The organism is Thermomonospora echinospora (genome assembly GCF_900108175.1).
Classification (GTDB): Bacteria; Actinomycetota; Actinomycetes; order Streptosporangiales; family Streptosporangiaceae; genus Thermomonospora; species Thermomonospora echinospora.
In genome coordinates, this window is record NZ_FNVO01000004.1 from 505,704 (window position 1) to 529,555 (window position 23,852).

22 protein-coding genes are annotated in these 23,852 nt (G+C 72.5%); 6 read left to right on the forward strand and 16 right to left on the reverse strand.

Annotation, left to right across the window (positions count from 1 at the left end):
* Positions 1-149: 149 nt before the first annotated feature.
* The 4 genes from C4U03_RS12685 to C4U03_RS12700 all read right to left on the reverse strand — a co-directional run bounded on the left by C4U03_RS12685 (position 150) and on the right by C4U03_RS12700 (position 4,967).
* Positions 150-1,007 carry an FAD binding domain-containing protein gene (locus C4U03_RS12685; RefSeq protein ID WP_103937910.1) on the reverse strand — a complete coding sequence of 286 codons (858 nt, stop codon included), beginning with the start codon at positions 1,005-1,007 and terminating at the stop codon, positions 150-152.
* On the reverse strand, positions 1,004-3,364 hold the full coding sequence (locus C4U03_RS12690) for a xanthine dehydrogenase family protein molybdopterin-binding subunit (protein WP_103937911.1): 2,361 nt from the start codon (positions 3,362-3,364) through the stop codon (positions 1,004-1,006). Before C4U03_RS12690 ends, C4U03_RS12685 begins: the two co-directional genes overlap by 4 nt.
* Positions 3,361-3,852, reverse strand: a complete 492-nt coding sequence (locus C4U03_RS12695; protein ID WP_103937912.1) for a (2Fe-2S)-binding protein — start codon at positions 3,850-3,852, stop codon at positions 3,361-3,363. Before C4U03_RS12695 ends, C4U03_RS12690 begins: the two co-directional genes overlap by 4 nt.
* Positions 3,853-4,043: 191 nt before the next feature.
* Positions 4,044-4,967, reverse strand: a complete 924-nt coding sequence (locus C4U03_RS12700; RefSeq protein WP_103937913.1) for a LysR family transcriptional regulator — start codon at positions 4,965-4,967, stop codon at positions 4,044-4,046.
* Between the two features lie 70 nt (positions 4,968-5,037).
* On the opposite strand from C4U03_RS12700, the gene C4U03_RS12705 reads away from it, so the two are divergent.
* The gene (locus tag C4U03_RS12705; protein ID WP_103937914.1) at positions 5,038-6,033 is read left to right on the forward strand and encodes a DMT family transporter; all 996 of its coding nucleotides are present in this window, start codon (positions 5,038-5,040) and stop codon (positions 6,031-6,033) included.
* On the opposite strand, the gene C4U03_RS12710 is transcribed toward C4U03_RS12705, so the two are convergent.
* A complete protein-coding gene (locus C4U03_RS12710; protein ID WP_103937915.1) occupies positions 6,030-7,598 on the reverse strand; it encodes an alkaline phosphatase D family protein in 1,569 nt (522 codons plus the stop codon). The two genes, C4U03_RS12705 and C4U03_RS12710, sit on opposite strands and share 4 nt — an antisense overlap.
* 313 nt (positions 7,599-7,911) lie before the next feature.
* On the opposite strand from C4U03_RS12710, the gene C4U03_RS12715 reads away from it, so the two are divergent.
* Entirely contained in the window at positions 7,912-8,349 is a 438-nt protein-coding gene (locus tag C4U03_RS12715; protein ID WP_103937916.1) for a cupin domain-containing protein, read from the forward strand.
* Between the two features lie 54 nt (positions 8,350-8,403).
* Here the strand turns inward: C4U03_RS12715 and C4U03_RS39905 are convergent, their stop codons facing one another.
* Positions 8,404-8,610: a hypothetical protein gene (locus C4U03_RS39905; protein WP_146087357.1), complete on the reverse strand. Its 207-nt coding sequence runs from the start codon at positions 8,608-8,610 to the stop codon at positions 8,404-8,406.
* Positions 8,603-10,018: a PspC domain-containing protein gene (locus C4U03_RS39910; RefSeq protein WP_160146974.1), complete on the reverse strand. Its 1,416-nt coding sequence runs from the start codon at positions 10,016-10,018 to the stop codon at positions 8,603-8,605. The genes C4U03_RS39905 and C4U03_RS39910 overlap by 8 nt, the downstream gene beginning before the upstream one ends.
* Positions 10,019-10,219: 201 nt before the next feature.
* Here C4U03_RS39910 and C4U03_RS12735 point away from each other — a divergent pair, with 201 nt between their 5' ends.
* Positions 10,220-11,401 (forward strand): ATP-binding protein, encoded by a 1,182-nt coding sequence (locus tag C4U03_RS12735; RefSeq protein WP_200827219.1) that lies wholly within the window; start codon positions 10,220-10,222, stop codon positions 11,399-11,401.
* Between the two features lie 84 nt (positions 11,402-11,485).
* Here the strand turns inward: C4U03_RS12735 and C4U03_RS12740 are convergent, their stop codons facing one another.
* Positions 11,486-12,682, reverse strand: coding sequence for an RNA-guided endonuclease InsQ/TnpB family protein (locus tag C4U03_RS12740; protein ID WP_103937919.1), 1,197 nt, complete (start codon positions 12,680-12,682; stop codon positions 11,486-11,488).
* Positions 12,683-12,837: 155 nt separating this feature from the next.
* Between C4U03_RS12740 and C4U03_RS12745 the strand changes: the two genes are divergently transcribed.
* Positions 12,838-13,467: a LuxR C-terminal-related transcriptional regulator gene (locus C4U03_RS12745; RefSeq protein ID WP_103937920.1), complete on the forward strand. Its 630-nt coding sequence runs from the start codon at positions 12,838-12,840 to the stop codon at positions 13,465-13,467.
* Between the two features lie 154 nt (positions 13,468-13,621).
* On the opposite strand, the gene C4U03_RS12750 is transcribed toward C4U03_RS12745, so the two are convergent.
* The 7 genes from C4U03_RS12750 to dhaK form a co-directional block, all read right to left on the reverse strand.
* On the reverse strand, positions 13,622-14,509 hold the full coding sequence (locus tag C4U03_RS12750) for a nucleoside hydrolase (protein ID WP_103937921.1): 888 nt from the start codon (positions 14,507-14,509) through the stop codon (positions 13,622-13,624).
* An 86-nt stretch (positions 14,510-14,595) separates the two neighbouring features.
* On the reverse strand, positions 14,596-15,051 hold the full coding sequence (locus C4U03_RS12755) for an SRPBCC family protein (RefSeq protein WP_103937922.1): 456 nt from the start codon (positions 15,049-15,051) through the stop codon (positions 14,596-14,598).
* Positions 15,052-15,339: 288 nt separating this feature from the next.
* Positions 15,340-16,032, reverse strand: a complete 693-nt coding sequence (locus C4U03_RS12760) for a maleylpyruvate isomerase N-terminal domain-containing protein (RefSeq protein WP_103937923.1) — start codon at positions 16,030-16,032, stop codon at positions 15,340-15,342.
* A 139-nt stretch (positions 16,033-16,171) separates the two neighbouring features.
* The gene (gene pcrA, locus C4U03_RS12765; RefSeq protein ID WP_103937924.1) at positions 16,172-18,436 is read right to left on the reverse strand and encodes a DNA helicase PcrA; all 2,265 of its coding nucleotides are present in this window, start codon (positions 18,434-18,436) and stop codon (positions 16,172-16,174) included.
* 121 nt (positions 18,437-18,557) lie between these two features.
* Positions 18,558-18,944, reverse strand: a complete 387-nt coding sequence (gene dhaM / locus C4U03_RS12770; protein ID WP_103937925.1) for a dihydroxyacetone kinase phosphoryl donor subunit DhaM — start codon at positions 18,942-18,944, stop codon at positions 18,558-18,560.
* A 3-nt stretch (positions 18,945-18,947) separates the two neighbouring features.
* On the reverse strand, positions 18,948-19,583 hold the full coding sequence (gene dhaL, locus C4U03_RS12775; RefSeq protein ID WP_103937926.1) for a dihydroxyacetone kinase subunit DhaL: 636 nt from the start codon (positions 19,581-19,583) through the stop codon (positions 18,948-18,950).
* Positions 19,580-20,578 (reverse strand): dihydroxyacetone kinase subunit DhaK, encoded by a 999-nt coding sequence (gene dhaK, locus C4U03_RS12780; RefSeq protein ID WP_103937927.1) that lies wholly within the window; start codon positions 20,576-20,578, stop codon positions 19,580-19,582. Before dhaK ends, dhaL begins: the two co-directional genes overlap by 4 nt.
* Positions 20,579-20,671: 93 nt before the next feature.
* Here dhaK and C4U03_RS12785 point away from each other — a divergent pair, with 93 nt between their 5' ends.
* A complete protein-coding gene (locus tag C4U03_RS12785; protein ID WP_103938010.1) occupies positions 20,672-21,349 on the forward strand; it encodes a PIG-L deacetylase family protein in 678 nt (225 codons plus the stop codon).
* A gap of 84 nt (positions 21,350-21,433) precedes the next feature.
* On the forward strand, positions 21,434-22,201 hold the full coding sequence (locus tag C4U03_RS12790; protein ID WP_103937928.1) for a TSUP family transporter: 768 nt from the start codon (positions 21,434-21,436) through the stop codon (positions 22,199-22,201).
* A 3-nt stretch (positions 22,202-22,204) separates the two neighbouring features.
* Here the strand turns inward: C4U03_RS12790 and C4U03_RS12795 are convergent, their stop codons facing one another.
* Positions 22,205-23,605, reverse strand: a complete 1,401-nt coding sequence (locus tag C4U03_RS12795; RefSeq protein ID WP_103937929.1) for a glycoside hydrolase family 15 protein — start codon at positions 23,603-23,605, stop codon at positions 22,205-22,207.
* Between the last annotated feature and the right edge of the window lie 247 nt (positions 23,606-23,852).

The following is a 23,852-nucleotide window of genomic DNA, read 5'->3' on the forward strand; positions in this document are numbered from 1 at the left end:
CCTTCCTCGTCCGGGGTCCGATTCGGTGACCTTACGGCGGTATCCCCCCACACCGCCAGAGCCCAAGCCCATACCCACCCAGAGGAGCCGCCACCATGGACACGCGCACGGCCGTTCCCCAGGGTGGTGGGAACGGCCGTGCGGGTGCCTCAGCGGGCGCTGGCGGCCGTCAGCGCCCGGCGGGTGAGCACCTGCGCCAGGTGTGCCCGGTAGTCGGGTGAGCCGTGCAGGTCGCCGGGCGGTGCGGTGCCGTCCGCCGCGTGTTCGGCGGCGGACCTGAAGGCGCCGTCGGAGACGGGGACGCCCTCAAGGCTGCGTTCCACGGCGGTGGCACGGACGGGTGCGGCGCCCATGTTGGTCAGCGCCACCCGGACGTCCGCGACGGCGTCCCGTTCCCGCCGGACCGCGCAGGCGACCCCGACGACGGCCCAGGACTGGGCGGTGCGGTGGAACTTCTCGTAGTGAGTGCCCCAGCCCGGCCCGAGCTTGGGGACGGTGACCCCGGTGAGCAGTTCGTCGGGTTCCAGCGCGGACGTCAGCCAGTCGACGAAGAAGTCGGCGGCCGGGACGTCCCGCGAGCCCCGGGCGGAGCGGACGTTGCACACCGCGTCCAGCGCGAGGGCCACCGCCGGCAGGTCACCGGCCGGGTCGGCGTGCGCCAGCGCTCCGCCGAACGTGCCGCGATGCCGCGTCGCCGGGTCCGCCACCGTGGCGGTGGCCTGCGCGATCAGCGGGGCGTGTCGACGGACCAGGGGGTCGCGCATCACCTGGTGGTGGGTGGCCATCGCGCCGATGAACAGTGCGTCGCCCAGGTCGCGGATCTCCCGCAGCTCGGCGACCCGGTCCAGGTCGACGAGCACCTCCGGGTAGGCCAGCCGCATGCGCAGCAGGGGCATCAGGCTCTGCCCGCCCGCCAGCACCTTGGCGTCCTCGCCGGCCTCGGCCAGGGCGGACACCGCCTCGTCCACCGACTCCGGCCGCACGTACTCGAACCCCGCCGGGATCATGCGGAACCCTCCTGCTCGTTCAGGGCACGCCACACGCGCTCGGGCGTGCACGGCATCGGCACGTCGCGCACGCCGTACGGGCGCAGCGCGTCGACGATCGCGTTCACCACGGCGGGGGTGGAGGCGATGGTGCCCGCCTCACCGACGCCCTTGACCCCGAGCGGGTTGGTGGTGGCGGGGGTCTCGGTGCGGTCGGTGACGAAGTGGGGCAGGTCGGCCGCCGACGGGATCAGGTAGTCCGCCATCGTGGTGGTGGTCAGGTTGCCCTCCGCGTCGTAGACGGCCTCCTCGTAGAGCGCCTGCGCGATGCCCTGCGCGAGCCCGCCGTGCACCTGCCCCTCCACGATGAGCGGGTTGACGACCAGGCCGACGTCGTCCACCGCCACGTAGGAGCGAATGCGTACGAACCCGGTCTCGGTGTCCACCTCGACGGCGCACAGGTGCGTGCCGTGGGGGAAGGAGAAGTTGTCCGGGTCGAACGTGGCGTCGGAGTCCAGGGAGGGCTCGACCCCGTCCGGCAGGTCGTGGGCGGCGAACGCGGCCAGCGCGACCTCCTGGATGGTCCTGGCCTGGTCCGGTACGCCGCGCACCGAGAAGCGGCCGCCGGTGAACTCCAAGTCCTCCTCGGCGGCCTCCAGCAGGTGGGCCGCCACCCGCCGCGCCTTGTCGACCACCTTGTCGCAGGCGTTCACCAGCGCGATCCCGCCCACGGCCAACGAACGCGAGCCATAGGTGTCCATGCCCTTGGGAGAGACGGACGTGTCGCCGTGCAGCACCCGCACGTCCTCGAAGGGCACACCGAGGCGGTCGGCGGTGATCTGCGCCCAGGCGGTCTCGTGGCCCTGCCCGTGGGCGGACGACCCCGTCACCACCTCGACCTTGCCGGACGGCAGGACGCGTACCGAGGCGTGCTCCCAGCCGCCCGCGCCGTAGGACAGCGAGCCCAGCACCCGGGACGGGGCCAGCCCGCACATCTCCGTGAACGTGGAAACCCCGATGCCGAGCTGGACCGGGTCACGGCGCTCCCGCCGGTCGGCCTGCTCGGCGCGCAGCGTGTCGTACTCGAACAGGTGCAGGGCCTTGTCGGTGGCCGCCTCGTAGTTGCCCGAGTCGTAGGTGAGCCCCGCGATCGTGTCGTAGGGGAACTCCTCGTGGCGGATCCAGTTGCGCCGCCGTACCTCGATCGGGTCCAGGTCCAGCTCGGCGGCCAGCTCGTCCATCAGCCGCTCGATCGCGAACGTCGCCTCCGGCCGCCCCGCGCCCCGGTAGGCGTCGGTCGGGGTCTTGTTGGTGAAGACGCCCGTGCAGGTGAACGAGTAGGCGTCCATCTTGTAGATGCCGTTGAACATGAACGCGCCCAGCAGCGGGATGCCCGGCGTGACGAGCATCAGGTACGCGCCCATGTCGGCGAGCAGGTCCACCTTGAGACCGCGGATGGTCCCGTCCCGTTCGGCGGCCAGGGTCAGCCGCTGGATCTGGTCGCGGCCGTGGTGGACGGTCAGGTTGCCCTCGCTGCGGGACTCGGTCCACTTGATCGGGCGTCCCAGCCGGCGGGCCAGCAGCAGCGCGAGCACCTCCTCCCCGTACACCTGGAGCTTGGAGCCGAAGCCGCCGCCGACGTCCGGGGCGATGACCCGCAGCCGGTGCTCGGGGATCCCGGTGACGGTGGCCAGCATCAGCCGCAGGATGTGCGGGATCTGGGTGGCCGACCACAGGGTGAAGCCGTCCCCCTCGGGGGCGCACACCACCGCGCGCGGCTCCATCGCGGTCGGGATCAGCCGCTGCTGCACGTACCGGCGCTCGATGAGGACGGGCGCGTCGCGCAGCGCCGCGTCGAGGTCGCCGTTCTCGAACACCCACGTGTAGCTGCTGTTGGTGCCCAGGTCGGCGTGCACCAGGTCGGCGCCGTCCGCAACCGCCTGCTCCATGTCGAGGACGGGCGTCAGCGGTTCGTAGTCGACGTCGATGGCCTCCAGCGCGTCCGCGGCCGCGTACCGGTCGCGGGCGACCACGCAGGCCACCGGCTCGCCCACGTACCGCACGTGGTCGACGGCCATCGGCGGGTGGTCGGGGTGCCGCATGTCCTCGGTCACGGGCCACGCGCACGGCAGGCTGCCCTGCTCGTCGGCGAGGTCGGCCCCGGTGAACACGGCGACCACGCCCGGCCGCTGCCTGGCCTCGGCGGCGTCCACGCCGGTGATGCGGGCGTGCGCGTACGGGCTGCGCAGGAACGCCACATGGCACATCCCCGGCAGCTGGAGGTTGTCGGTCCACTGGGTGCGGCCGGTGATCAGCCGTGCGTCCTCGCTGCGCCTGCGGGCGCTGCCGATCTCGCGCCCGGCGACGGTCTCGGTCACGAGGTCACCTCCCGCTCGGGCGCCTGCCGCATCTCCTCGGCCGCCCTGCGGACGGCCCGCACGATGTTCTGGTAGCCGGTGCAGCGGCACAGGTTGCCTTCGAGCCCCTCACGGATCTCGGCCTCGGAGGGGTCGGCGTTCTCCCGCAGCAGGTCGATCGAGGCCATGATCATGCCGGGGGTGCAGAAGCCGCACTGCAGCGCGTGCTCGGTGTGGAAGGCCCGCTGCATCGGGTGCAGCTCGCCGCCTGGGCCCAGCCCCTCGACCGTGGTGATCTCCCGCCCGTCGGCCTGGACGGCCAGCACCGAACAGCTCTTGACGCTCAGCCCGTCCAGCAGGACGGTGCAGGCTCCGCAGTTGGTGGTGTCGCAGCCGACCGGGGTCCCGACCTTCCCCAGCCGTTCGCGCAGGTAGTGGACGAGCAGCAGCCTGGGCTCCACCTCGTCCTCGTATGTCACACCGTCGACCTTGATCCGTACGCGCGGCATCCGTCCTCCATTCGGCGCCTCGGGGGTGGAACATGGGCACGAGGCGCCCGGCGGGGCGCGTTGACCAGGCCGCGGCATCGAGGCCACCTCCGGTGGGAGGCAAGATGACCTCTATGAACCTATGCCGCGATCTGATCGCGGACCAGACCCTGCTATGACTTGGTTCACATTTTTACCATCAGCGGCGTGGCTCACCCTGGGTTCAACGCCGCGTTCAGCTGCCGCACCCGCGCCGCGGCCAGGTCGATCACCATGCGGGTCGCCGGCGACAGTTCGGCGACGGGGCGGTGGACGAGCGCGAACCGCTCGTGCTGCGGGGGGTCCAGGGGCGCCCAGTGCAGGCCCGGCGGCAGCCGGCCCTCCATCCGGTGCATGACGCCGCGCCAGCACACCGTGTCGGCCAGCCCCCGCGCGGCGACCTCCAGCGCGGCCTCCAGGTACTCCACCTCGACCCGGGGGCGCAGCACGTGCCCGCCCGACCGGGCTATGTGGGCCAGCAGCAGCCGGGTGGTGTCCTCCTCACGCCAGGTCACATCCGGCAGTACCAGCGGGTGAGCGGTCAGGACGGCGGCGGTGACCGGCTCGCGCACCCGGCCCGGGTCGGCGCTGACGTACACCAGCTCGTCGCGCATCTCGGCGGTGACCGCCATCTCCTCGTCGTCGCCGGGCAGCGCGGCCAAGGCGGCCTCCAGCCGGCCCCGGCGCAGCTGGTCCAGGGTCTCGGCGGAGTTCTGCCCGACCAGTTCGAGCCTGACCTGCGGATGGCGTTCCAGCACGTCGGCGACCAGGTCCGCGCCGAAGTAGAAGTGCGCGGTCTTGAAGATCCCGAAGCGCACGGTGCCGGTCAGCATCCCCCGCACCGACGACACCGCCCGGACGGCCTCATCGGCGGCCTTCAGCGCCGCCACCGCGTGCGGGCGCAGCGCCCAGGCCGCCTCGGTGGGCACCAGGCCGCGGCCGGCGCGGCGGAACAGGACGGTGTCCAGCTGCTGTTCCAGCAGCCTCACCTGCTCCGACACCGAGGGCTGCGCATAGCCGAGAGCGGCGGCGGCCGCCGTGAACGACCCGTGCTCCAGGGCGGTGAGGAAACAGCGGAACTGATGGAGGGTGGCCAAGGAATCTCCTTTGGCTTCCGCAGGAAAGCAAGGCTACCTCGATGGGTTGCCGATCTCTACGGTCTTCCTCATGCCGATGGCACCCTCCCGAACCTCCCTGGGCACCACGCTGTGCCTGATCTCCGCCGCCGGCTTCGGCATGTCCGCCGTCTTCGCCAAGGAGACCTACCAGGCGGGCGCCGGAGTGCAGACGATGCTGACGGTGCGCTTCGCCCTCGCCGCGCTGCTGTTCTGGGCGCTGGTCGCCTGGCGCCGCCCCGCGTTCCCCGCCGGGCGGACCCTGCTGACCTGCGTCGGCCTGGGCGCCGTCGGGTACGCCTGCCAGGCGACCTTCTACTTCGGCTCGCTGGCCCGCATCGACGGCTCGCTGGCGGCGCTGCTGCTCTACACGTTCCCGCCCATCGTCACGGTCATCGCCATCGCGCTGGGACGCGAGTCCATGGACCGGCGGCGGCTCACGGCGCTCGCCTGCTCGGTGCTGGGGGTGCTGTTGCTGCTGGGAAGCGGCGTCCGGCCGGGCGCCGCCGGAGGAGTGGCGCTGGCGCTGGCGGCGGCCTGCACCTACGCGCTCTACCTGACCGTCGCGAACGGCCTGCCGGAGGACCTCGACCTGTACCTGGTGTCCGCCATCGTGTGCACCAGCGCCGCCGTGAGCCTGGCCCTGATCAGCGTGTCCACGGGCTCCTGGCAGCCACCGGCGCAGCCGGACGGCTGGCTGTGGACGGGGCTGCTCGCCGTGTTCTCGACCTTCGTGCCCATCATCTGCATGCTGGCCGGCATGCGCGTGGTCGGCGCCTCGACAGCGGCCATCGTCTCCTACGCCGAACCGGCCGTCACGGTGGCGTCCACCGCCCTCGTCTACGGCGAACGCCTCGCCCCCACGCAGTTCCTCGGTGGCGCCGTCGTCCTGGTCGCCGTCCTGATCCTCAGCTCCGACCGCGCCTGGCCATCACCGGCCCTGCGCCGTGCCTTCAGGAGAAATGCGACCCCTGCCCTGACCGATGAGCACGTGGAGCCCCACCCCAGCCCGGCCGTCGCCGGCCGGGCCGGAGCGGGGAACGGCTAGCGGACCGGGGACAGGTCCGTGCTGTAGAGGACCTTGCCGTCCAGGTCACGGAGGCGGACGGTGAGAGTGGCGGATCGGGCGTCGATGCCGACCTCCCCGAAGAACTGGTAGCCCTCGGCCGGAGAGGTGTTGGCCCGCGGCGGGGCCTTGTGGAACTTCAACTGCGGCCCGAACGTGGACTCCAGCGTGTTGGGGCCGAAGGCGCCGGCGTTGAGCGGGCCGGACACGAACTCCCAGAACGGGTCGAAGTCGGTGAAGGACGCCTTGGCCGGGTCGTAGTAGTGCGCGGCGGTGTAGTGGACGTCGGCGGTCAGCCACACCATGTTGCGGACCCTGTGCCGCTTGGCGTACGAGAGCAGGTCGGCGATCTCGCGCTCGCGGCCCAGTGGCGCGCCGCCGTCGCCCTGCGCGATGCCCTCCTGGGCGGTGCCGTCTGGGACGATCAGCCCGATCGGCAGGTCGGCGGCCATCACCTTCCAGGTCGCCTTGGAGCCGCGCAGCTCGCGCTTGAGCCAGGCCAGTTGCTCGGCGCCGAGCACACCCGCGGCCTCGGTGGGCGAGGTGTTGGGGGTGTTGGCGTTCTTGTGCGTGCGCATGTCGAGGACGAAGACGTCCAGCAGCGGACCGTAGGAGATCTTCCGGTAGATCCGGCCGTCCCTGGCGGCCTGGACCGCGGTGGGGGTGTACTCGAACATGGCGCGGCGGGCGCGGGCGGCCAGCACGTCCACGCGCTTCTCGGTGTAGCGGGCGTCGTTGAGGATCTCGCCCGGGTACCAGTTGTTGGTGACCTCGTGGTCGTCCCACTGGTAGATCATCGGGATGTGGGCGTTGAAGGCGCGCAGGCCGGCGTCCTCCAGGTTGTAGCGGAACTGCCCCCGGTACTCGGCGAGGGTCTCGGCCACCTTGGACTTCTCGGCGGTCACCAGGTTGCGCCAGGTGCGGCCGTCGGGCAGCGCGACGGTCTCGGTGAGCGGCCCGTCGGCGTACACCCAGTCGCCGCTGCACAGGAAGAAGTCCGGGTCGACGGCGCTCATCGCCCGGAAGATCCGGTAGCCGCCCAGCTCAGGGTTGATGCCCCAGCCCTGCCCGGCCAGGTCCCCCGACCAGACGAACGAGATGTCCCGGCCGTCGTGGCGGTCCCGCGCGGGGGTGCGGAAGCCGCCCTCCACCGGGGCGGACACCAGCGAGTGCCGGTCCAGGTCGGCCAGCCGCACCCGGTAGTGGATCTGCCGTCCGGGGGGCAGGCCGCGCAGGAACGCCTTGCCGGTCAGGTCGGTCTCCGGGGTCAGCACCGGCCCCCGGACGGTCCGGAAGCCGCGGAAGTCGGGCCGGTGGCTGACATCGACCAGCATCCGCGAGGGACGGTCGGCCCGCGCCCACACCACCCCCTGCCCGGCGGTCACGTCGCCGCTCTGCACGCCGTGGGTGAGGCGCGGCCGTCCCGTGCGGATCAGCGCGGGGGCCACTGGACTCCCAGCGGCGGGCGAGGCCGCCAGGGCGGCCAGCGCCGTGCCCCCGCCCGCGATCAGCCCGGTGCGTAGCACGGTTCGCCGGTCGAACTTCATGGTCACACTCCGTTTTGCTCGGTGGTCGGGAGCATGCTCGCGGGCCTGGTCGTCCACCGTCCGGCGCTGCCGTGACCAGGGGGTTAATACCGTTTGACCCGATCGACTTGACAACCGTCCGTGACCGCGTGTCTCCTAGTGCCCATGCCAGCGCGCGCCTGTCTCCGCAGCCACCAGGGTTCTCTCCCCGTGGCCGCCGCGCTGTGTCCCTGTTGTTGTCGCTGACGACCGTTCTCCCGGTTCCGACGACCCCGGCGATCCCGCCCCGTGGCCCGGCCGCGGGCTGCGACGACAACAGACCAAGGACTTCTCCGTGAACCTCGACGTCGTTCCCGACATCACGATGCGCGGGCAGGACGACCCGCACGGCCTGGCCACCGGCCGCCCGCCGACGGTGGGCCAGCTCGCCGCCCGCGTCCACGAGCTGGCCGGCCGCCCGGACGCCTGGTGGCACCTGGTGCGGCTGGACCCCGCCGCGCCCGGACGGGTGGTCCTGGACGAGACCGGCGGCGTACGGGTGTGGCTGACCACCTGGCCGCCCGGCCACCGCACCGATGTGCACGACCACGGCGGGACACGGGTCAGCACGGTGATCGCCGGGGAGCTGACCGAGATCGTCATCGCCGCGGACGGGGTCACCGAACGCCCGTTGCGCGCCAACCGGATCCGCGTCCACGGCGACGGCCGTACCCACGAGATCACCAACCCCGGCCCCGCCTACGCGATCACCCTGCACGCCCAGCTCGACTGACCGGCCCGGCCGGCCGGGCCGGCCGAAGAGCCGGCCCCCGGCCGGAGGGCCCGGTCAGGGGTCCCGGCGGCGGCCCGCGCTCAGCACCCGGACGATGCCGACCACGCCGAGCCCGATCAGCAGGGCCGCCACGAGGACCTCCAGCGGCACCACCGGTTCCCCGGACAGCCCGCCGGCCAGGAAGACCCCGGCGACGGCGAGGAAGAACAGCCCCGCCACCGGGGCCCCCGGGTCGAAACGATGCCGAATTCGCCTAGCCACGCAGCACCTCCACGTCCCCGACCCTGGCCCGTACCCGCAGCTCGATCACCGGCGGGTTCGCCGTGCCGCGCGCCTGCGGCTCCAGCACCTCGACGACCTTGGCGCGGGGCCCGCCGCTGATGCGCCCCTCCACGGTCAGGTCCCCCAGCCCGACCCGGCCGTCGATCTCCACCCGGGCGGCGTCGGGCACGGTGATCTTCAGCGTGCCGACCGTCAGCTCGGCGTTGATCCTGATCCGCCGGCCCGGCGCCAGCGGGAGCGCGGTGAGGTCCAGTTTCCCGTCGCCGGCCCCGAGCCGGTAGGTCTGCTCGGTGCGGGAGGCGTCGGCGGGCCGCCACTCCACGTCCCCGAACTTGGTGTCGGGAGGCGCCTCGGCCACCACCGTCGTGGTCAGCAGACTGAAGGTCAGCAGCGTGCCGACGGTGGCGAGTCCCCGGGCCCGGCCGAACCAGCCGCCGACCAGCAGACCCAACCCGATCACCGCCAGGGCGGGTGCGAGGACGAGACTCACGCCGTACGGCCCGTAGCCGCCGTTGACCGCGACCGGGATCATCGCCGCCCCGGCCGCCATCGCGCCCAGCAGGGTGAGCGAGGTCAGCATGGGCTTGGGCCGGTGCCCTCCGCAGCCCCGTTCCGGCTTGCCGGCCGGAGGCGCCGGAACGTCCTGCGGCGGGCCGCCGCGGCGGTACCGGTCGCTGAGCTCGGCCAGATCGATCATGCCTTCCGGCAGCGGGGCGCCCGCACCCGGCGGAGGCGTCTTACCGAGGAAGACCGGGCCGCCCGCGTCTGACGGGGACGCATCTTCCGAGGAGATCGGGCCGCCCGCACCCGGTGGGGGCGTCTTGCCGAGGAAGACCGGGCCGTCCGCGTCCGGCTGGGGTGTCTGGCCGGGGAAGATCGGGCCGGTCGCCGCACCCGGGAACGGCGTGGCCGGCTCCATCGGGTGGCCCTGCAGGCGCTCGGGCATGCTGCGGGCCACCTGGGCGAAGTCCACCTTCCGGGCGTGCGCCACCAGCAGCACCAGCGCGAACACCGTCACCCCGGCCAGCGCGCCCCCCGAGAACCAGCGGCCCGCCGTCAGGGTCAGCGTCGCCAGGCACAGCAGCACGCCCAGCAGAGCCAGCACCGTCCCAGCGTCGAAGCGGCGCTTGAGCAACTGCTCGGCCGGCGCGGGCCGTTCCGCAGCGGACGGCATCAGCAGGTAGGCCGCCAGGTAGAGCAGCAGTCCCTGGCCGCCGGACAGCACCAGCACCGCGAACCCGACCCGCAGTACCACCGGGTCCACGTTCACGTGCCGCCCCAGGCCGGTGCACACCCCGGCGAGGATGCGCCCGTCCTGTGCCCGCACCAATCTCGGATAGTCTTCGGCGGCCCGCGGGCCGGCCGTCATGGTCTGCTCCTCGGCCATGTCACCATCGTGGCGGGCACCGGCCCCGCCCCGGTATCGGGGACCACCCTGACCCGACCCTGAAGACCGGCCGCGGAAACCAGGGGAACCGCCCGATGCGACCGGCCCCCGTTCGTGTGACGATCGTTGACCAGGGGGTGCCGTGCCGGCGTGCCCACCGTCACGGAGCACGAAAGGGCGTGAGGAGGCGTGACCACAGCGATGGCCGAGCAGGTCACCGACGACGCCGCGACCGGCCCCCGCCTGGAGCGCGGCGACGACGGCCGGCTGATGGCCGGGGTCTGCCGCGGCCTGGCCGAGCATCTCGGCCTGGACGTCGTCGTCGTGCGACTGGCGTTCGTCCTGCTGAACGCCACCGGCGGGCTGGGCGTCGCCGCCTACGCGGCGTTCTGGCTGCTCGTCCCGCAGCGCGGCGACACCGCCCGCACCGGCGCACGCCACCGGGACTGGGTCCAGTTGCTGGCCTACGGGGCGCTCAGCGCGGGGCTGAGCTCGGTGGCCTGGGGGGCCGGGCTGGCGCGGGTGGCGCTGTGGCCGCTGCTGGTCGGCGGTATCGGCGCCGCCATCCTCTGGCAGCAGGCCGACCGTGACCAGCGGCAGCGCTGGGTACGTACCACCACCGTCCCGCTGCGCCGGCTGTGGCTGCGCAGCCTGCTCGGCCTGGCGCTGGTCATCGGCGGCATCTCCGGCTTCCTGGTGCAGAACGTGCAGGTCGCGCAGATCCGCGAGGTGCTGATCGCCACAGTCGTGCTCGCCACCGGCCTGGCGGTGATCGCCACCCCCTGGGTGGTGCGGCTCTGGCAGGACCTGGACGCCGAGCGCCGCGAGCGCATCCGCTCCCAGGAACGCGCCGAGCTGGCCGCCCATATCCACGACTCGGTGCTGCACACGCTGACCCTGATCCAGCGCAACGCCGCCGACTCCCGCGAGGTGCAGCGGCTGGCCCGCTCCCAGGAACGCACCCTGCGCAACTGGCTCTACCAGCCGCAGGCCGACCCCGACCGGACCTTCGCCGCCGCCGTACGGGAGACGGCCGGCGAGGTGGAGGACGACCACGGCGTCCCCATCGAGGTCGTCTGCGTCGGCGACTGCCCCCTCGACCCCCGGCTGGGCGCCGCCCTGCAGGCCGCCCGCGAGGCGATGGTCAACGCCGCCAAGTACTCCGAGGCGCCGTCGGTGTCGGTCTACGCCGAGGTCGAGGGCGACGATGTGGCGATCTTCGTCCGCGACCGGGGCAAGGGCTTCGACATGGACGGCATCCCGCAGGACAGGATGGGCGTACGGGGCTCCATCATCGGGCGCATGGAACGCAACGGCGGCAAGGCCACAGTCCGTACCGCCCCCGGTGAGGGCACCGAGGTCCGCCTGGAGATGAAGAAGTAGCGCCGCCCGGACCGGGCGGACAGGACGGCGCGTCGAGCCGCCGAGACGGATTGACTTCCTCTCCCTCCTGACGGAGGGGGATTCCTACAGCTCGCGCCGTAGGGCTTCCTGCTTCATCGCCGACTGCCCGCCCGGAGGTCTCCGTTGAGGTCTTACACCGGCTCCACAGGCCGACACCGCCAGCCCGGCGGCCAGAATGTTCTTCGCCGCGTTCACGTCCCGGTCGTGGGTCGTTGCACACGTGCACGTCCAGGTGCGGACGTTCAGCGGCATCTTCTCTTGCCGTGCCCCGCATTCGGAGCACAGCTTGGAGGAGGGGAACCACCGGTCGACCGCGATCACGTCGCGGCCGTACCAGGCGGCCTTGTACTCCAGCATGCTCCGGAACTGGCTCCAGGCCGCATCGGAGATGGCGCGGGCGAGTGTGCCGTTCTTGATCATGTTGCGGACGTGCAGGTCCTCGATCACGAGCGTTTGGTTTTCACGCACGAGCCGAGTGGTGATCTTATGCAGGTGGTCACGGCGGCGGTCGGTGATGCGGGCGTGGATGCGGGCGACCACGCGCCGGGCCTTGGCCCGGTTGGCCCCCTCGCCCTTGGCTTTGCGGGCCAGGTTCCGCTGCGCGCGGGCCAGACGCTCCCGGTCGGCCCGCTCGTGCCGGGGATTGGTGATCTTCTCCCCGGTGGAGAGGGTGAGCAGGTGGTCGAGTCCGGCGTCGATGCCGACCGCGTTCCCGCTCGCGGGCAGCGGCCGGACGGTCGGGTCCTCCACCAGCAGGGACACGAACCAGCGGCCCGCGCTGTCGCGGGACACCGTCACCGTCGAAGGCTTCGCTCCCACCGGCAGCGGACGCGACCACACGATGTGCAGCGGCTCTGCCATCTTCGCCAGCGTGAGCTGCCCGTCCCGGTACCGGAACGCGCTGGTGGTGTACTCGGCCGAGTCGCGCGACTTCTTCCGGGACTTGAAACGTGGGTACTTGGCCCGTTTGGCGAAGAAGTTGGTGAACGCCGCCTGCAAATGGCGGAGCGCCTGCTGGAGCGGAACGCTGGATACCTCGTTCAGGTAGGCCAGTTCCTCGGTTTTCTTCCATGTCGTCAGCATCGCCGAGGTCTGGTTGTAGGTGATCCGCTGCCGGCGCAGCGCCCACGCCTGTGTGCGGGCGGCGAGTGCCATGTTGTAGACCTTCCGCACGCACCCGAACGTGCGGGCAAGCTCGGCGGCCTGCTCGGGCGTCGGGTAGAAGCGGTACTTGAACGCCCGCTTCACAGCAGTGGGCATACCTCACAAGCTATCGCATCAGCTTGTGAAAAACTGCGGTGTGTCCGGCTGGTGGACGACGAATCGCCCGGTGACGATTCGTCTTTCCCTGCCCTGCTCCGCAGGGGTCCGATTCCTTCCCCGCCCGAAGGCGGGGGTTTCCTCGGAGGTTTTTGATGACGACTGTGGTGCTGGTGGACGACCACCAGATGTTCCGTACCGGGGTCAAGGCCGAGCTCGGCGACGGCATCGAGATCGTCGGCGAGGCCGGGGACGTCGACGAGGCGGTCCGCGTCATCTCGGCGACCAGGCCCGACGTCGTCCTGCTGGACGTGCACCTGCCGGGCGGCGGCGGCATCGAGGTGCTGCGCCGCCTCAGCGGCGCCGTCCCGTCCCGCTTCCTGGCCCTGTCGGTCTCCGACGCCGCCGAGGACGTCATCGGCGTGGTGCGCGGCGGCGCCCGCGGCTACGTCACCAAGACCATCTCCGGGCCCGAGCTGACCGACGCCATCGGCCGGGTGGCCGAGGGCGACGCGGTCTTCTCTCCGCGCCTGGCCGGCTTCGTCCTGGACGCCTTCGCCGCCACCGACGCGCCCGCCGTCGATCCTGAGCTCGACCAGCTCACCCAGCGCGAACGCGAGGTCCTGCGGCTGATCGCCCGCGGCTACGCCTACAAGGAGATCGCCAAGGAGCTGTTCATCTCCGTCAAGACCGTTGAGACCCACGTCAGCAGCGTCCTGCGCAAGCTCCAACTGTCCAACCGCCACGAACTGTCCCGCTGGGCCGCCGCTCGCCGCCTGGTCTGACCCTCCGTTCCCCCGGGGCGGGCTACCGCACCGGCGAGCGCCGCCGCAGGCTCGCCGCGTGCTCGTCCACCGCGTCCGGGACGGCAGGCTGCCAGAATGCCGGGTCGCGGGCGAGCACCGGCACTTCGTGGACGAACCCCGCGCCCGCGACCGGTCAGCCCAGCGGCTCTCCGACGAACGTGGACAGCAGCCGTTCCCGGTCGAGGGAGACGGTGATGAAGGTGCCGCTCCCGGCGGTGGGCTCGGCGCCCCAGGCCAGGCCGTCCCGCACCATCTCGACCTCGGCCCAGCCGCAGATGCCGGGATCGATGGCCGCACAGGCCGCGGTGGGGTCGTGCAGCAGCTTGCCCGCCCGCCGCTTGCGCAGGTACAACTCCATCCCCGCGTGGATCAGGGCCAGTCCGGCCGTCCGGTCGCGGTACGGACGCAGCCGCTCGTGCAACTCGCGGTCATAGCGGACACCGTGCGTGACGTTCTTGGACACCAGCTCACGCCGTCCGATGCCGGACTCGGGCGACAGCGCCAGCATCGCGGCCGTGCGCTCCCCGTTGAAGTTGAACGTCGGGCAGTGCCGCAGCCCCTCGAACTTCGGCAGCCGGTGCTCGGGACGCACCAGGTTGTCACCTGCGAACCCGCCCTGGGCCACCCACCGCACCGGCCTGACGTTCGCATGTCCTTCCAGCAGCCGCCGCAGGTTGTGCAACGGCCCTCCGGTCAGCAGCACGGCTTCCGGATGGCGTGTCAGGGCCTCGGCCATCACGACGTCGGCCGGGCCGTCGGGTTCGGCGGGCGGCGGGGTCCCCAGCCACTTGTGGTGGAAACCCGACACGTGGTCCTTGCCCGTGCCGGGATCGCTGGCGCCCACCGGCACGTCCCGGCGTTCCAGCCGCCCGAGCACGTGCCGCACCAGCGCCACCTGCGCGGGCGCGCCGGGGGTGATGGTCACCGCCCGCAACGCCACCGCCGGATGACAGGCCACCAGGCACAGGGTCAGAACGTCGTCGGGATCCTGGGTCTCCAGGTCGAGGACCAGATCGAGCACGGCGCGATGCCACCTCCGTCACGGCGGGGGACATCGGCTGCGTGGGAGCCACCAGCCTAGTCGATCACCGGCCGGCGGCGGGGCCGTCAGGCCGGGCGGTGGGCAGGGCAGCCGGGCCGGCAGTGCTCGGCGTGGGCGGCCAGGCCCCGGGCGAACCGGCCGAGCATCCGGTTCATGAACGCCCGGACGAGCGGCCCGGTGCCCGGGAACCGGGCGGCGAACTGGGCCTGCCACCGGATGGCCGTCCCGCCCCCCTCACGCGGCTCGAACGTGATGTCCGCCCGGTAGTCGTCCGCGGGGAGCCCCGCCAGCAGCCGGTAGGCGTAGTGCTTGGGCGGGTCGTACGCCACGGTCTCCTCCCGCGCGATGCCCACCCGCCGGATCGACCCGACCCCGTTGCCCGTCCCGATGCCCGGCCGGACCCTGGCCGCCTTGGCCCGGAGCCCGGTCCACACCGGCCACGACTCCGCCACGGCCACGTGCTCGAACAACACCTCGGGGGGCGCACTGGACGTAGCCGTCACGTCAACCGCGTACTGCATCCTTGCCTCCAGGAGTCGCGACACCCCGTACCGTAGGCCACCTCATCACCGGTCACCAGCCGCCACGGCACACCGGGTATCCGAGGAATCGAACGTTCGGAATTGCGCGGTGACGCACTGAGCACCGGATGCTTTTGCGACGGTCCTCCCGGCGAACAGGACTTTTACTCCCCCCGGGGACGGCTTCACCGATGTCCGGAAGACCTTCGTCCGCGCCACAGATCCGCGCCACAGATCCGCGCCGCGGACATGGGCCGGACCGTCATCTTCACCGCCGACCTATGACCGTCAGCCGAGCGTCAGCCAGCGGACGCCCAGACCGCGGACCCACTCGGCCTCGTCCGGGCTGATCGGCTCCCGCCCGGTCGCCTTGCGCAGGAACGTCACCTGGTCCCAGCCGATCCCGCGCACCCGGGCCACGTCCTCCGCCTCCAGCAGCAGTTCCTCCACGGCATCACCGGCCTGGGAAGTCAACCAGGGCTCCCGCTCCAGCGCGGCGGCCAGGTCCAGGCCGTGGACGGCGACCTCGACCACTCGGGTGAGCAGGAAGTCCGACAGGAGCATCGCGTCCCCGTGCCGGGTGACGATGACCCGGCCGGGAGGCTCCGCACGGCAGAGCCGGTATGCGTTCTCCCAGGTGTCCGTGAAGTCCTCGGCGAGCGCCACACCACTGTCCTGGGCCGCCGCATACTCGACCGCCAGCGCGATCCGCGCCGCGTTCGTCTCCGCCGAGAACCGCTCGTCCGGCCGGTAGTACTCCCTGGCCGACACCTGAGCACGGGCCGGAGCCGGCCCGTCCAGCATGTCGGGCAGCCAGCCGATCACGACCCGGACATGCCCCAGCAACTCCCGCACCCGCCAGGGCTCACAGGCCGTCGGCCGATCCCACTCCCGCTCGGACAACGCCCCGACGACTCCGGCGAGCCGCTCCGCCTCCGCCCGGAATGTCGCCAATATTCGTTCGTGGTTCACGCAGGTCATGCTACTGACGATTAATTTGGTCGAATCGCTGCGTATCCGCCCATGTGCAGATAGTTTTCGGAAGCTCTCCCTGGCCGCACGGTCGGCTTGGCGGAGATCTTCGCCGAGCCGGGGACCCGTGGGAGGCCCCGGGCCGGGGTCAGAGTTTTTCGAGGGGGGCGTAGCGGAGGACGAGGCGTTTGACGCCGTAGTCGCCGCCGAAGTCGATGCTGGCGGCGGACTTGTCGCCGGCGCCGTCCACCGAGACGACCGTGCCCAGGCCGAAGGAGTCGTGGGTGACCTTGTCGCCCGGGGACAGGGCGGGCACGGGGCGGTTGCCGGGGGAGCGGACGCCGGGGCGGGCCGCCATCGACGCCATGGCCGGGGCCGCGGCCTCGCGCTCCCAGTTCAGCAGGGTGCCGGGGACCTCGCTCAGGAAGCGGGACGCCGGGTTGACCTGGGGCGCCCCCCACGAGCTGCGCATGGTTGCCCGGGTCAGGTAGAGGCGCTGCCGGGCGCGGGTGATGCCGACGTAGGCCAGGCGGCGCTCCTCCTCGAGCTCCTTGGGGTTGCTCATCGCCCGCAGGTGCGGGAAGACGCCGTCCTCCATGCCGGTGAGGAAGACGACCGGGAACTCCAGGCCCTTGGCGGTGTGCAGGGTCATCAGGGTGACGACGCCCTGATCGTCGTCGGGGGCGCGCTCGCCCGGAGGGACGGGGGCGCCCTTGGTGCCGGGGATGGAGTCGGCATCGGCGACTAGGGCGATCTGCTCCAGGAAGTCCACCAGGCGGCCGGAGGCGTCCTCCCCGTCGAGGCGTTCCTCGAACTCGCGGGCGACGGCCTCCAGTTCGTGCAGGTTCTCGATGCGGGTCTCGTCCTGCGGGTCGCGGGAGGCCTGCAGCTCGGCGAGGTAGCCGGTGCGCTCCAGCACGGTCTCCACCAGCCGGGCCGGGGTGGCGGTCTCGGCGGCCTCGCGCAGGTCGTCCAGCAGGGCGACGAACTCGCGGACGGCCTTGATGGAGCGGGTGGCCATGCCGGGCACGTCCTCGGGAACGCGCAACGCCTCCCAGAAGGTGATCCGCTCACGGGCGGCGTAGGCCTCCACGCACGCCTCGGCCCGGTCGCCGATGCCGCGCTTGGGCACGTTCAGGATGCGCCGCAGCGAGACGGTGTCGGCGGGGTTGGCCAGTACCCGCAGGTAGGCCAGCAGGTCGCGGACCTCCTTGCGCTCGTAGAAACGGACGCCGCCGACCACCTTGTAGGGCAGCCCGACCCGGATGAACACCTCTTCGAAGACCCGCGACTGGGCGTTGGTGCGGTAGAAGACGGCCACGTCGCCGGGGCGGGCGGTGCCGGAGTCGGCGAGCCGGTCGACCTCGGCGGCGACGAAGGCGGCCTCGTCGTGCTCGTTGTCGGCCACGTAGCCGATGATCCGGTCGCCCTCGCCCTGGTCGGACCACAGCTTCTTGGGCTTGCGGTCGGCGTTGCGCTCGATCACCGCGTTGGCGGCCGACAGGATCGTCTGGGTGGAGCGGTAGTTCTGCTCCAGCAGGATCGTGGTGGCGTCCGGGTAGTCGCGCTCGAACTCCAGGATGTTGCGGATCGTCGCGCCCCGGAAGGCGTAGATCGACTGGTCGGCGTCGCCGACCACGCACAGCTCGGCCGCGCCGAGGTCGTCCTCGCCGCCGCGGATCGGCTCGGTGAGCTGGCGGACCAGCTCGTACTGGGCGTGGTTGGTGTCCTGGTACTCGTCCACCAGCACGTGCCGGAACCGCCGCCGGTAGTGCTCGGCCGCCTCCGGGAACGCCTGCAGCAGGTTGACCGTCGTCATGATCAGGTCGTCGAAGTCCATGGCCCCGGCCTGCATCAGCCGCGCCTGGTACATCTCGTAGACCTCGGCGAGCGTCTGCTCCATGTGGGTGGACGCCCGCGCCTTGAACGTCTCGTAGTCGATCAGCTCGTTCTTGAGATTGCTGACCTGGGCCGAGAACGACCGGGGCGGGTAGCGCTTGGGGTCCAGGTCCAGCTCCCGGCACACCAGCGCCATCAGCCGCTGCGCGTCGGCGGCGTCGTAGATGGAGAAGCCGGACGGGAAGCCCAGCCGCCTGGCCTCGCGCCGCAGGATCCGCACGCAGGCGGAGTGGAACGTCATCACCCACATCGCCGCCGAGCGGGGGCCCACCAGCCCCTGGACCCGTTCCTTCATCTCGCCGGCGGCCTTGTTGGTGAACGTGATCGCCAGGATCTGGCCGGGATGCACGTTCCGCTCGGCCAGCAGGTAGGCGATGCGGTGGGTCAGGACACGGGTCTTGCCCGAGCCGGCTCCCGCCACGATCAGCAGGGGGCCGCCGGAGTGGACCACGGCGGCGCGCTGCTGCGGGTTCAGGCCGTCGAGCAGCGGGTGTGGGGCATCGGTGGTGGACATCACCCGCGAGTTTACGGCGCTGTGGCGACACTGCGGCCCGCGTTCGGCCCGGACCGCCGCGATGCGCAGACGTCCCGGCGGTCCGGGCTGAGGTCCTGCGCTGGTGGTAGGCGTCCCGGGCTCAGGTCTTGCGCTGGTCGTAGGCGTCCTCGGCGGCCGCCACCACCGCCGCCAGGTCGGCGCCGGCGGCGGCCGCCGAGGCGGCGGCGACCGCGCCCTCCACCAGCGGCGCGTCGGCCAGCAGCACCGAGGTGTCGGCGTCCTCGACGAACGTCCTGGCGGTCAGGACGGAGCTGCCCAGGTCGGCCAGCAGCACCACCCCGGCCCCGTCGTCGGCCGCCCGCACGGCGTTCTCGACCAGCTCGATGCTGGTGCCCAGTCCGCCGTCCACGTCGCCTCCGGCCGCCTCCACCCGCACCTTGTGGACGCCCATCTCGCGGGCCAGCTCGCAGACGCCCTCGGCCAGGCGCCGGCTGTGCGAGACCACCACGAGCCCCACGTTCGCCATGTGTCAGCCCTCCCCGCCGGTCACGTCCGCCAGCGCGCGCAACAGCAGCACGGTCGAGGCCGCGCCCGGGTCGAGGTGGCCGGCGCTGCGCGGCCCCAGATAGCTCGCCCGGCCCTTGCGCGCCACCATCGGCACCGTGGCCTCGGCCCCTTCCGCGGCGCCCGTCGCCGCGGCGCGGGCGGCGGCGGGCAGGCCGGCGCCGCCGTCGACGGCCGTCTCGTAGGCGGTGACCGCCGCGGCGAGCGCGTCCACCATCGTCTTGTCGCCCTCGCCGGCCCCGCCCAGCTCCCGGACGCCGTCGAGCGCGGCCCGCAACGCCGTCCCGAGCGCGGCGGCGTCGGGCTCGGCGGCATCGCCCAGCGTCTTGCCCGCCCGGCGCAGCGCGGTGCCGTAGAGGGGGCCGGACGCACCGCCGGTCTTCGACACGATCGCCCGCCCGGCGCCGATCAGCACCTTGCCCGGCGTGGTGCCGGCGGGCAGCCCGTCCAGCGCGGTGACCGCGGCCCCGAACCCCCGGGCGAGGTTGAGCCCGTGGTCGCCGTCTCCGATCGCCGCGTCCAGCGCCGTGAGCCGTTCGGCGTCCGCCGTCACCAGCTCGGCCGCCCGCCTGATCCAGGCGGCGAAGTCGCTCGCGTTCACCGGCCCCACCGTAGTGCGGGCGTCTGGACGGGGGCGTCCCACAGGCGCAGCAGCTCGGGGGTGAGGCGGCAGACGGAGATCATGCAGCCGGCCATCTCCAGGCTGGTCACGTAGGGGCCGACCAGCGACCGCGCCACCGTGACCCCGTGGTCGGCCAGCCAGGAGGAGGCCACCCCGTAGGCCACGTACTGCTCCAGCAGCGGGGTGCCGCCCATCCCGTTCACCAGGACCAGCGTGTCGGAGCCGCGCAGCGGCATGTCGGCGTCGATGGCTGTCAGGGCGGCGGTCACGATCTCGTTCGCGGAGCCGGCCTTGACCCGCTCGCGGCCCGGCTCGCCGTGGATGCCGATGCCCAGTTCCATCTCGCCCGGGTCCAGCTCGAACGTCGGGCGCCCGGCGGCGGGCACGGTGCAGGGCGACAGCGCCACCCCGAACGAGCGGGTGCGCTCGTTGACCTCCCGCGCCACGGCGGCCACCGCCTCCAGCGGGGCGCCCTCCTCGGCCAGCGCCCCGGCGATCTTCTCCACGAACAGCGTCGCGCCGGTGCCGCGGCGGCCCGCGGTGTACGTGCTGTCCTGGACGGCCACGTCGTCGTCCACCACGACGGTGGCGACCTCGATGTCCTCGTCGTCCTTGGCGAAGTCGGCGGCCAGCCGGAAGTTCAGCACGTCGCCGGTGTAGTTCTTCACGATGTGCAGCACCCCGGCGCCGCCGTCCACCGCGGCGGTGGCGGCCAGGATCTGGTCGGGGACGGGGGAGGTGAACACCTCGCCGGGGCAGGCCGCGTCGAGCATCCCGTGGCCGACGAACCCGACGTGCAGCGGCTCGTGCCCGGAGCCGCCGCCCGACACCAGCCCCACCTTGCCGGATCGCGGTGCGTCCGCCCGCACCACGATCCCGGCCTCCAGATCGACCCGCAGCCCGGGGTGGGCGGCGGCCAGGCCGCGCAGCGCGTCGGCGACGACCTTGACCGGATCGTTGATGATTTTCCGCATATCCGGCTTGTACCCGATGTCGGTATCGCCGCCTAGTGTGGGCGCGTGACGGATGTGATCGACGACAGGGACATCGAGCGTGCGCTGGTGGTGATGGCGCATCCCGACGACGTGGACTTCGGCTCGGCGGGGACGGTCGCCGTCTGGACCGACCGGGGCATCGAGGTGACGTACCTGATGGTGACCGACGGCGACGCGGGCGGCTTCGACGACGGTATGACCAGGCAGGAGATGGCCGCGCTGCGCCGCGAGGAGCAGCGCGCGGCGGCCAAGGCGGTCGGTGTGACCGACGTGCGGTTCCTGGGGTATCCGGACGGGCGGGTGGAGGCCACGCTGGAGCTGCGCCGCGACATAGCCCGGGTGATCCGGCAGGTCCGGCCCGACCGGGTGCTGATGCCGAGCCCGGAGCGCAACTACGAGCGGATCCATCCGAGCCATCCCGACCACCGGGCGGTGGGGTCGGCGGCCCTCGACGCGGTGTACCCGGACGCCCGCAACCCCTACGCCTTCCCGGAGTTGCGCGAGGAGGGCCTGGAGGCGTGGACGGTGCGGGAGGTGTGGCTGAACGGCGGTCCCGTGGCCGACCACTACGTCGACGTGACGGAGGTGTTCGGGCGCAAGCTGACAGCCCTGCGCTCGCACGCCAGCCAGGTCGCCCACGTGCCGGACCTGGAGGGCATGCTGCGGGGCTGGATGGGCGCCAACGCCCGGGCCGCGGGGCTGCCCGAGGGGCACCTGGCCGAGGGCTACCACGTCGTCTCCACCGCCTGACCGGCCGCGCCGGCGGCCGGGCTCTCCCCGATAGGGTCATGGACGATCGTTCTTTGACTCCTTACAACCCCCGGGGAGTGGCGTGTGCAGGCCGAGCACGTGGTCATGCTTCTGGTGGCGGCGCTGGCCGCGGGCTGGGTGGACGCCGTGGTCGGCGGCGGCGGGCTGATCCAGCTTCCGGCGCTGATGGCGGCCACCACGGGGCAGCCGGTGGCCGCCGCCCTGGCCACCAACAAACTGGCCTCGATCGCCGGCACCTCCTCGGCCGCCTACACCTACCTGCGCCGGGCCAAACCGGACGTGCGGATCGCCGGGCCGGCCGGGCTGCTCGCGGTGTGCTCGGCCGCGGCGGGCGCCGGCTGCGCGGCCGTGATCTCCTCCGAGGTGCTCCGGCCGGTGATCATGGTGGTACTGCTGGGCGTGGCGGCGCTGGTGGTGCTGCGTCCCGACCTGGGCCGCACCTCCAGGCTGGTGCTGCGCACCCCGCGCCGCACGGCGGCGGCCATCCTGGTGCCCGGGGTGCTGATCGCCTTCTATGACGGCCTGGTCGGGCCGGGCACCGGAACGTTCCTGGTCATGGCGTTCACCATCCTGCTGGGGGTGGACTTCGTGCACGCCTCGGCCAACTCCAAGATCATCAACGCCAGCACCAACCTCGGCGGCCTCATCGTGTTCGCCCTGCAGGGGTACGTGCTGTGGACGCTCGGCCTGGCGATGGCCGTCTGTAACATCGCCGGCGCCCAGCTCGGCGCCCGCATGGCCGTCGACCGGGGCGCCGGCTTCGTCCGCGCCGTGCTGCTGTGCGTCGTCGGCGCCCTGGTCGTCAAGCTCGGCCACGACCAGTTCGGCTGACGTTCAGGCGGGCGGGACGGGCAGCCGGTCCTCCAGGGAGGCCAGGGTGAGCAGGACGAGGGAGGCCGTCCAGCCCAGCGGGGCGACCGCCGCCGGGCGGCCCCGCCGGTCCACCTTCTCCGGCAGGGCGCCCAGGTCGGTGCGGTGCTCGTCCAGCCAGTCCAGCCTGGTCAGGGTGTCCTCCACCCGGCCGGAGGCGGCGGCGTTCAGGGCGAACAACGCCATCTCGGGGGTCCAGGCCACGTCCGGGTTGCCGCTCCACCGCTCGCCGGGCAGCACCCCGCCGTTCGGCAGGCGCAGACGTTCGGCCGCCTCCAGCACCGCCGACTCCACGCCCGGGTCAGCGGGCGCGAACGGCGGTGCCAGGAAGGTCACCGAGGTGTCCATCAGCCCGCCGGGGACCGGTGAGCGCGGATAGCCGTACGGGGTGAACGTCCGGGCGATCGCGTCCGACACCCGCATGGCGGCCTGGCGCCAGCGGCGGCCCTCGGCCTGGCGGCCGCTGCGGTCGGCCAGGTCGGCGGCGGCGCGCAGCCCCATCAGGACGGGGCCGACGACGCCCAGCGTGGGACGGCGGGGGTCCTGCTCCTTGCCGGGGTCGCGCTCGAAGTAGTCCGAGGACGGCGGCGGCAGCCCCTCGACGTCCAGCGAGGACTCCAGATGGTCGGCGGCCCGGCGCACCATCGTCCACAGCTCCGGCAGCACCGCCTCACCGGCCGGGGCGTACACGTCCAGGAACCAGCCGGCCCACAGGACCCAGCCGAGCGAGTCGAGCTGGGTCCGGCGGCCGTCGGTCACGGGGGTGCCGTCGAGCTTGTAACGGGCCGCCCACAGGCCGGGCTCGGTCTGCGTACGGGCCAGGAACCGCAGCACGCGCCGGGCCTCCGCCGGGTGCCCCGACACCAGGAAGGCCACCGCGGCGAACGCCGCGTCGCGCGGCCACACGTACCGCCACTGCCGGTACCAGGAGGCCGTCGTGGCGCCGTTGGGCCGGGTGAGCAGCCGCAGGTCCAGCAGCGCCCGCACGGCCATGTCCCGGTACACGGTGTCACCGCCGGGGATCCGGCCGGCGGCCAGCCAGCCCCGGTCGTCGCGCACCGCCGTCGCCACCCTGGGGTCGTCGGCCGGGACGGTGATCGGCTGCTGGCCGCCGAACTGGATCAGCCGCACCCGGCCGTCGGCCAGCCGTACCACCGAGCTGTCGGGCAGATACGCCGCACCGGCCGCCTCGGTGGCGTCCATCGGCCGGTGGGCGAACGGCCAGCCGCCCCCGCCGATCAGGCCCGGCGAGGCCCACTCCGGGCGGGTCTGGTCCGGCAGGGTCGAGCCACAGGTGGCGGCGAGCATCATCACCAGCGAGAACGCGATGGTGCGCCGTACCCGCCTGGCTCCCGGGCTCGTCACCGTGACGCACCTCTCGTTCCTCGATCGAGAAAACCGACAATCAGCACATTCAACACTCGGTCTGCAAGTGTCCAACTCAGGTTTACCCGCTCGTGTCACCCCGGGCGGCACACAGCGGCCGGTTCCCGGCAGAGTGGACCCGCTTTCGCGATCAGGGAGCGGCGTTTTATAGGCTGCTCGACCGGAGCGGACCGCTCTGGTCGCCGCGCGTACAGCCCGCCTCGGACCATCGCGACTCTGTGCGGGC